Origin of the sequence: Rhodococcus rhodnii NBRC 100604 (genome assembly GCF_001894925.1) — a bacterium.
GTDB lineage: Bacteria > Actinomycetota > Actinomycetes > Mycobacteriales > Mycobacteriaceae > Rhodococcus_F > Rhodococcus_F rhodnii.
Map to the genome: position 1 here is coordinate 1 of NZ_BCXD01000055.1, position 5,813 is coordinate 5,813.

General features: G+C 67.1%; 6 protein-coding genes. 2 read left to right on the forward strand and 4 right to left on the reverse strand.

What is annotated here, in order from left to right:
• Positions 1–150: 150 nt before the first annotated feature.
• The 3 genes from RR1_RS21220 to mobC form a co-directional block, all read right to left on the reverse strand.
• Positions 151–510, reverse strand: a complete 360-nt coding sequence (locus tag RR1_RS21220) for a DUF6968 family protein (RefSeq protein WP_010840489.1) — start codon at positions 508–510, stop codon at positions 151–153.
• Positions 511–985: 475 nt separating this feature from the next.
• Positions 986–2,623 carry a relaxase/mobilization nuclease domain-containing protein gene (locus RR1_RS21225; protein WP_072713751.1) on the reverse strand — a complete coding sequence of 546 codons (1,638 nt, stop codon included), beginning with the start codon at positions 2,621–2,623 and terminating at the stop codon, positions 986–988.
• Position 2,624: 1 nt separating this feature from the next.
• Positions 2,625–3,074 carry a plasmid mobilization relaxosome protein MobC gene (gene mobC, locus RR1_RS21230; RefSeq protein ID WP_010840485.1) on the reverse strand — a complete coding sequence of 150 codons (450 nt, stop codon included), beginning with the start codon at positions 3,072–3,074 and terminating at the stop codon, positions 2,625–2,627.
• A gap of 1,030 nt (positions 3,075–4,104) precedes the next feature.
• Between mobC and RR1_RS21240 the strand changes: the two genes are divergently transcribed.
• A complete protein-coding gene (locus RR1_RS21240; RefSeq protein ID WP_010840486.1) occupies positions 4,105–5,043 on the forward strand; it encodes a replication initiation protein in 939 nt (312 codons plus the stop codon).
• Complete coding sequence (locus RR1_RS21245) at positions 5,033–5,296, forward strand: sigma factor-like helix-turn-helix DNA-binding protein (protein ID WP_010840487.1); 264 nt, start codon at positions 5,033–5,035, stop codon at positions 5,294–5,296. Before RR1_RS21240 ends, RR1_RS21245 begins: the two co-directional genes overlap by 11 nt.
• Here RR1_RS21245 and RR1_RS21250 read toward each other — a convergent pair.
• Positions 5,293–5,813, reverse strand: a 521-nt coding sequence (locus RR1_RS21250) for a hypothetical protein (protein WP_218017481.1), incomplete at its 5' end; no start/stop codon positions are given. The genes RR1_RS21245 and RR1_RS21250 overlap by 4 nt on opposite strands.

Genomic DNA, 5,813 nt, shown 5'->3' on the forward strand with positions numbered 1-5,813 from the left:
CGTGTTAGCGGTGTCATGAACCCAGGTCACACCCCGCCCTGACCGGGACACGCCCCCGTTCAGTGGCAAGTCAACGCGAAGCGGTGACGCGGCAGCCCTTTCTCAGTCCCAGCTTCGGTACATGAGTGCCAGGGGTGAAAGTGCGTCACATCAGGGAGCGGGGAATGAGACCACGGCTTCGATCGCGTTGTCGGGCTTGATGTTCAAGACCGGTAGACCGAGGTTCGTCTCGCCTAGAAACGTCAACTCTGGCGAAGTTTGACGAAGTTCCTCGTGTGCCATGGCCAATGCGAGTAGCAGCGCCTGCACTGCGTCGACGCCGCCACCGAATCCGTCGTAAGGGGCATCCATGTTCCCGCTGATCCGGAAGGTGCAGCAGTAGTCACCCTCCGGGGCCGCAGCATCGAACGGCCGCGGAGTGTTCACCTCGAGCACCACCTGGCCGTTAGGGCTGTCGAACGTTCTGGCCATCACGATGTCGTCGGCGATGAAGGTGGGAAGCTCGTCCATGCTCACGTTCTACCTAGTTTCCGGCGCGGCACGCTGCGTAACGGGCAGCGGCTGCCGCCCAGCAGATCGCTCGGCCCTGTGGAAGTGGAATCAGACGGCATCGCCGGGAATCCGACGCGTACTGGGCCTCGCAGTGCGCAGAAGCGGCGGTGAAAGTGACTGGTGGAAGAACCGTCGGCACCACCGCTGCTGAAGGACTCGGCTGTGGAGCTGAAACCGTGGTAGCACCAGCAACCTGGCTGCCTCCCACTACCAAAGCCCCACCAGCGAGCACGACCACAGCAATACGTTTGAAGATCATTTTCCCTACCATACGCGCCGATGCTATGGGAGGTATGCACCTTTCGCGCGTTATGTACGCATCCTGGGCACCCTGGGCACGACCGACCTTCTAGCGATCGATGGTGTTCTTGGACATGCTTCGCCAGGCCTGCGTCTGTTCCCTACGCTCCACGAAAGCCTTCTCGCTCTCTGCTCACAGTCCCATTCCGGATTCTCGACCTCGGTCGCGGCCGGGTGGCTGATACCCCGGGGCCGACTGCGGCATGGTTGGTCCCTGGCGGCGGGCCGGGGGTTTGACCTCGGCGGGTTTGGTGGGGGTGAGATCCGCGATCACGCGCCGGACCGCTCTGGTGGCTGACTCGGTGCGCTTGTCGGCCGGGACCTGCTTCCACATCGCCTGGGCCTGCGTTTTCGCTGTGGCCGTGGCCGCGGCTTGGGCCTGCGCGACGGTGTCGGCCTGACCTGCGGCGTACTGGCGGTCGGGGTCCTTCTTCGAGGTGATCGACCAGGCGCCGTCCTCAGCCACCCACAGTCGCAGGTTCATCCCGCGCACGTCCCGCTGGTAGCCGCCGCCGGCGACCTCGGTCCATTTCGCGGCGTCCTTGGCCTTCGCGGCGCGTTCTGCTTGGGCTTTTGCGGTCGCGTACTGGCGTTTCTGCTCCGGAGTCCACGGCTTCCGGCGCTGCTCCTGGGCGGCGAGCATGTCCCGTAGCGGTGTCGGGTGGCCTCCCATGACAGCGGAGGCGACCCGCGCTGCCTCGGCAGCCTGCTCCTCGGCCCGGTCTTGGCTGGTCAACGCCTCGTTCACCTGCTTCCACTTCGTGTCCGCGGACTGTTCGGCGCGGATCCGCCCGGCCGTCTCACCAACATTCGCGCGGGCCTGCTCCCAGCGGGCAGCTGCGAACTGCTCGCCGCCGACCTCGCGGCGGCGCTGCTCCCACGCGGCGGCGCGCTCGAGCCGCTTCCGCGGCACCGTCTCCTCGCCGGCGAGGCGGTCCGGGCGGGGTCTGGTCAGCGTCTTTTCCAGCTGTGACCAGGACAAACCCCGGTCGAGTTTGGAGGCCGGCAACCAGATCGGCTCCCCGGCGGCGTCGACGTAGCCGGGCAGGTTGAAGCTGTAGCCATTCATCCGGCCCGTCTTCGCGACGTTGCGCCGCACCTGCACTCGGGTAATCGGGTTCTGTACGAGCGCCACTTCGAACGCCCCCACACCCTGGCCTGCGGCGATGTCGCGGGCGGCGGTCACAATTTCCCTCAGACCGTCCCGCTGCGCCACCTTGCCGGTCCGCACCGCGCGGCGTTGCTCGCCGCTGCTGGCTTGCCGGCCACGGGCCCGCTCCGGGCTCGCCACCTCGATCAGGCCGTGCGCGCGTTCGACCTCGCGCATCACCTCGACGACCTTCCACCGGTCGTTGCTGTTCTTCCAGGTCACGCCCTGAAAATCGACCCGGGAGACAGCCAGGTGGATGTGGTCGTCGTCGTGCCGCACCGCCACCCACGGATGACTCTCGAAGCCCATCCGCTCGGCGACCGTCTGCGCGATGTCCGCGAACTCGGTATCGGTCAGCCGCCGATCCCCGGGCGCGCACCGCAGCGAGCAATGCCACACCGGCTTACCCACCCGCGCGTTCGTCGCGGCGGCCCGCTCGAAGTCCCGCCCCCACCGGGTCGGGTTTTTGGCGGTGACCTGCACCGATCCCGCGATCACCGTCCCGCCGGCAATCAGCCGGCCCGCCTCGGTGCGGTAGCTGTGCGGGGTGGCCTTCCCCGGCCCGTGCAGATACGCCGCCAACCCCTTCGGGTCGCTGCCCGTGCTGATCTTCGCGATCACGTCAGCCCTGGTCGTCGAGCGCGTCGAGCCGATCCGCCATCCGCCCCAACTCCTGCCCCCACCTCTCCAGCCACCCCTTCTGCAGGGACTCGGCCATCTGCGACGGCACCTGCCCGGCGTTGATCGCCCTCGCGATCTGGTTCAGGTTGTTCCCCACCTTCGTCATCTGCTGCCGCATCGCGGCGACCTCCGCGGCCGCCTCCGCCGACATTCCACTGCCGGTCTTCGGGCGGACCTTCCCGAGATAGCCGGCCACCGCCCGCTCACGCACCCACGCCCCGAGCTGCCGGTGGCCATCGGCCAGCGCGGCGTCGATCCACGCGGCCTCCTCCCCATCGGTCAGCCGCACCGCCACGGTGCGGGTGCGCTTCGCCGGGGCCGCGTCAGCGGCCCGCGAAGCAGCGGCGCGGACCTCGGTCCGCCGGTCGTCAGATGCAGCGTCAGCGGCCATCGACGGCCCCCTCCTGTGAGCGAAGCGAATGGGAGGCGAGCGCCCAGGGTTACGCAGTGACGAAGTCACTGCGTAACCCTGGGCATAGCTCGCTCCGGTGTCTGGTCACCAGGATAGGCGAGGAACGAGCCGAGGGAGACGCAGACCAGGCACCGGGTGGTGGACGGCACGGTCACGGGCTGACCGGCAGGTGAGGACGCGAGGAACGAGCGACCGAGACCACCGGTCAGAACGGGCACGGGACGGGCGCCACGGCGGGCCGCCCAGCGGCACGCTTCGCCGGTCCGGTCACGGGCTGGCGCGCACCTAACGGCCACCCGGCGTCGGCGCTTGTACCGTCCGCTCATGGGGTGGTTATTGCTTGTTGCGTCGGGGGCCGTGGCGATGGTGGCCGGTGTGGTCTTACCGCGCCGGGATCGTCTCGGGCCGGCACCAGGATTTCCCTGGTTCTGGGTGGTGTTCCCATCCACGTGCATTGCCATCGCTGCCGCGGTGGGTGTCTTCGCTTGGCCCCAAGCGGTTACCGGCACGGGGAGCTACTGGTGGGATCCGCCCAGCGCGAGCTCACCGACCCTGCAGTTCCTGTCAAACGAGCAGTACCGGCGCCTCGTGACACTGCGCCGGTTGCAGGGGGCGCTACCGGTGGTGTCCCTCGTGGGAAGCGGATTGTGCGTGTGGGCCTGGCGTCGACGCCGCTTCTGAAGGACCTCATGCCGTACCCGACTTACCTCCCGCAGTCGTCTGCCTTCACTTGCCTTCTGCGCTGGGAGCCCAGCAGTGGTCCTGTCACTGACTCAAGGACTTCGAGCGGATAGGTGAGATCGACGGATTCTGGACCGGTCGGAGGGTGGTGTTCACCCCCGGAACCCCGGGATACCTGATAAGGCTTGGTTCGACGTACCCCAATAATTTGTGGACGTTTCTGGAGCGGATCTCAAAGGTCTGGAGGACCGCTCCAGAAACCGAAACATCTGACTTGGCTGGCGTGTCGTACCGGAATAAATCGATCTTGTGTGTGAGTGTGTTCCCCATGGTTGCGGTGGAAGAGCACACAGGCGGCGCCTGGGAACAGCTGTGGCTACCGCTGTGGCCACTGGCAACCGACGATTTCCTCGACGGCGTCTACCGGATGCGGCGATCAGACGCACTGGATCGCCGCTACATCGAGTCGAACCCGCAGGCATTGAGCAACCTGCTCGTCGTGGACGTTGACCACCCGGACGCCGCGCTGCGGGCGCTGTCGGCGGCCGGGAATCATCCTCTGCCGAACGCGATCGTGGAGAACCCCCGTAACGGGCACGCACACGCTGTGTGGGCGCTGGCAGAGCCGTTCACCCGCACCGAGTACGCCCGTCGTAAGCCGCTCGCCTATGCGGCCGCCGTCACCGAAGGCCTCCGGCGCGCCGTCCAGGGGGACAAGGGCTATTCGGGCCTGATGACCAAGAACCCGACTCACGGTGACTGGGACACCCATTGGCTGCACACCGAGCGGCGATCCCTCGCCGAGCTCGAGGCGGAACTCGGCATCCACATGCCGCCAACGCGCTGGCGGCAAACCCGATCGCGCCGTGAGAACCCGATCGGCCTCGGCCGAAACTGCGCCCTGTTCGAAACCGCACGCACCTGGGCCTACCGCGAAATCCGCTTCCACTGGGGCGACCCGACCGGCCTCGGGGCCGCGATCTATGCGGAAGCCGCACAGATCAACGCCACGTTCAGGAACCCGGTCACAGGCAGGCCCGATCCACTGCCAGCAAGCGAGCTACGCGCCGTCGCGGCCTCCATTACCCGCTGGATCACTACAAAGTCCCGGATGTGGGCCGACGGCCCTGCTGTCTACGAGGCCACATTCATCGCCATACAAGCCGCACGCGGTCGCAAGATGAGTGAGAAGAAGCGCGAGGCAAACCGGAAACGAGCGACGAAGGTCGACCGGAACGCATTGTGGGAGGCAGACCGTGGGCGCTGAACGACCGATCCGCCGCAAGCAGACAGCTCGCGAGCTGGCCGAGAAGATGGGGGCCTCCACGCGCACGATCCAGCGCATCATGGCCGAGCCGCGGGACCAGTTCCTCGCACGGGCAGCCGAGAACCGTCGCCGGGCCGTCGAGCTGCGCGAGCAGGGCCTGAAGTACCGCGAGATCGCCGAGGAGATGGGAATCTCCACCGGAACGGTGGGAAAGCTCCTGCACGACGCACGCAAGTACGCGGTCAGCTCCTAGCCGAGAAGCCGTCGACGTATCCGGGCCAGGGCGCCCGTAGCTGCCCGACCATCGGCGGCCGGGACGGGCGGCGGCGGACCCGCCACTGGAACCGCCGCGGGCTCCAGGGCCGACACCGGCCGGGCTTCGAGCATCCGGAGCATCTGTTGCTGCACGTCGATGATCCGATTGCGTTCGCTGGCCAGGGCTTCGGCCACGGCCAGGCGCTGACGGAGCTCGGCGTTCTCAGCTGCCAGGTCACGGACCCGGTCATTTGAAGGGGTCACCGGGTCAGGTTTCGCCATTTTCCCTGGTCTCAGCCCTGCCGCTGATAGGTCACCGAGGGGAATCATCCACTTCCCGTCGGCAGTGCGGACCGCGTTCGGGAACGCGCCCGACCGCAGGCGGCGCTTGATCGTGCTCTCACTGGTCTGCGTCGCGTCCACCGCCTCGGCGATGGTCAGCATGGGTAGGTCACGATCCCCGGTCATCAGGTCATCGTTCCCCAAATGAACTAGTTCAATCCGCATTTCCGCAG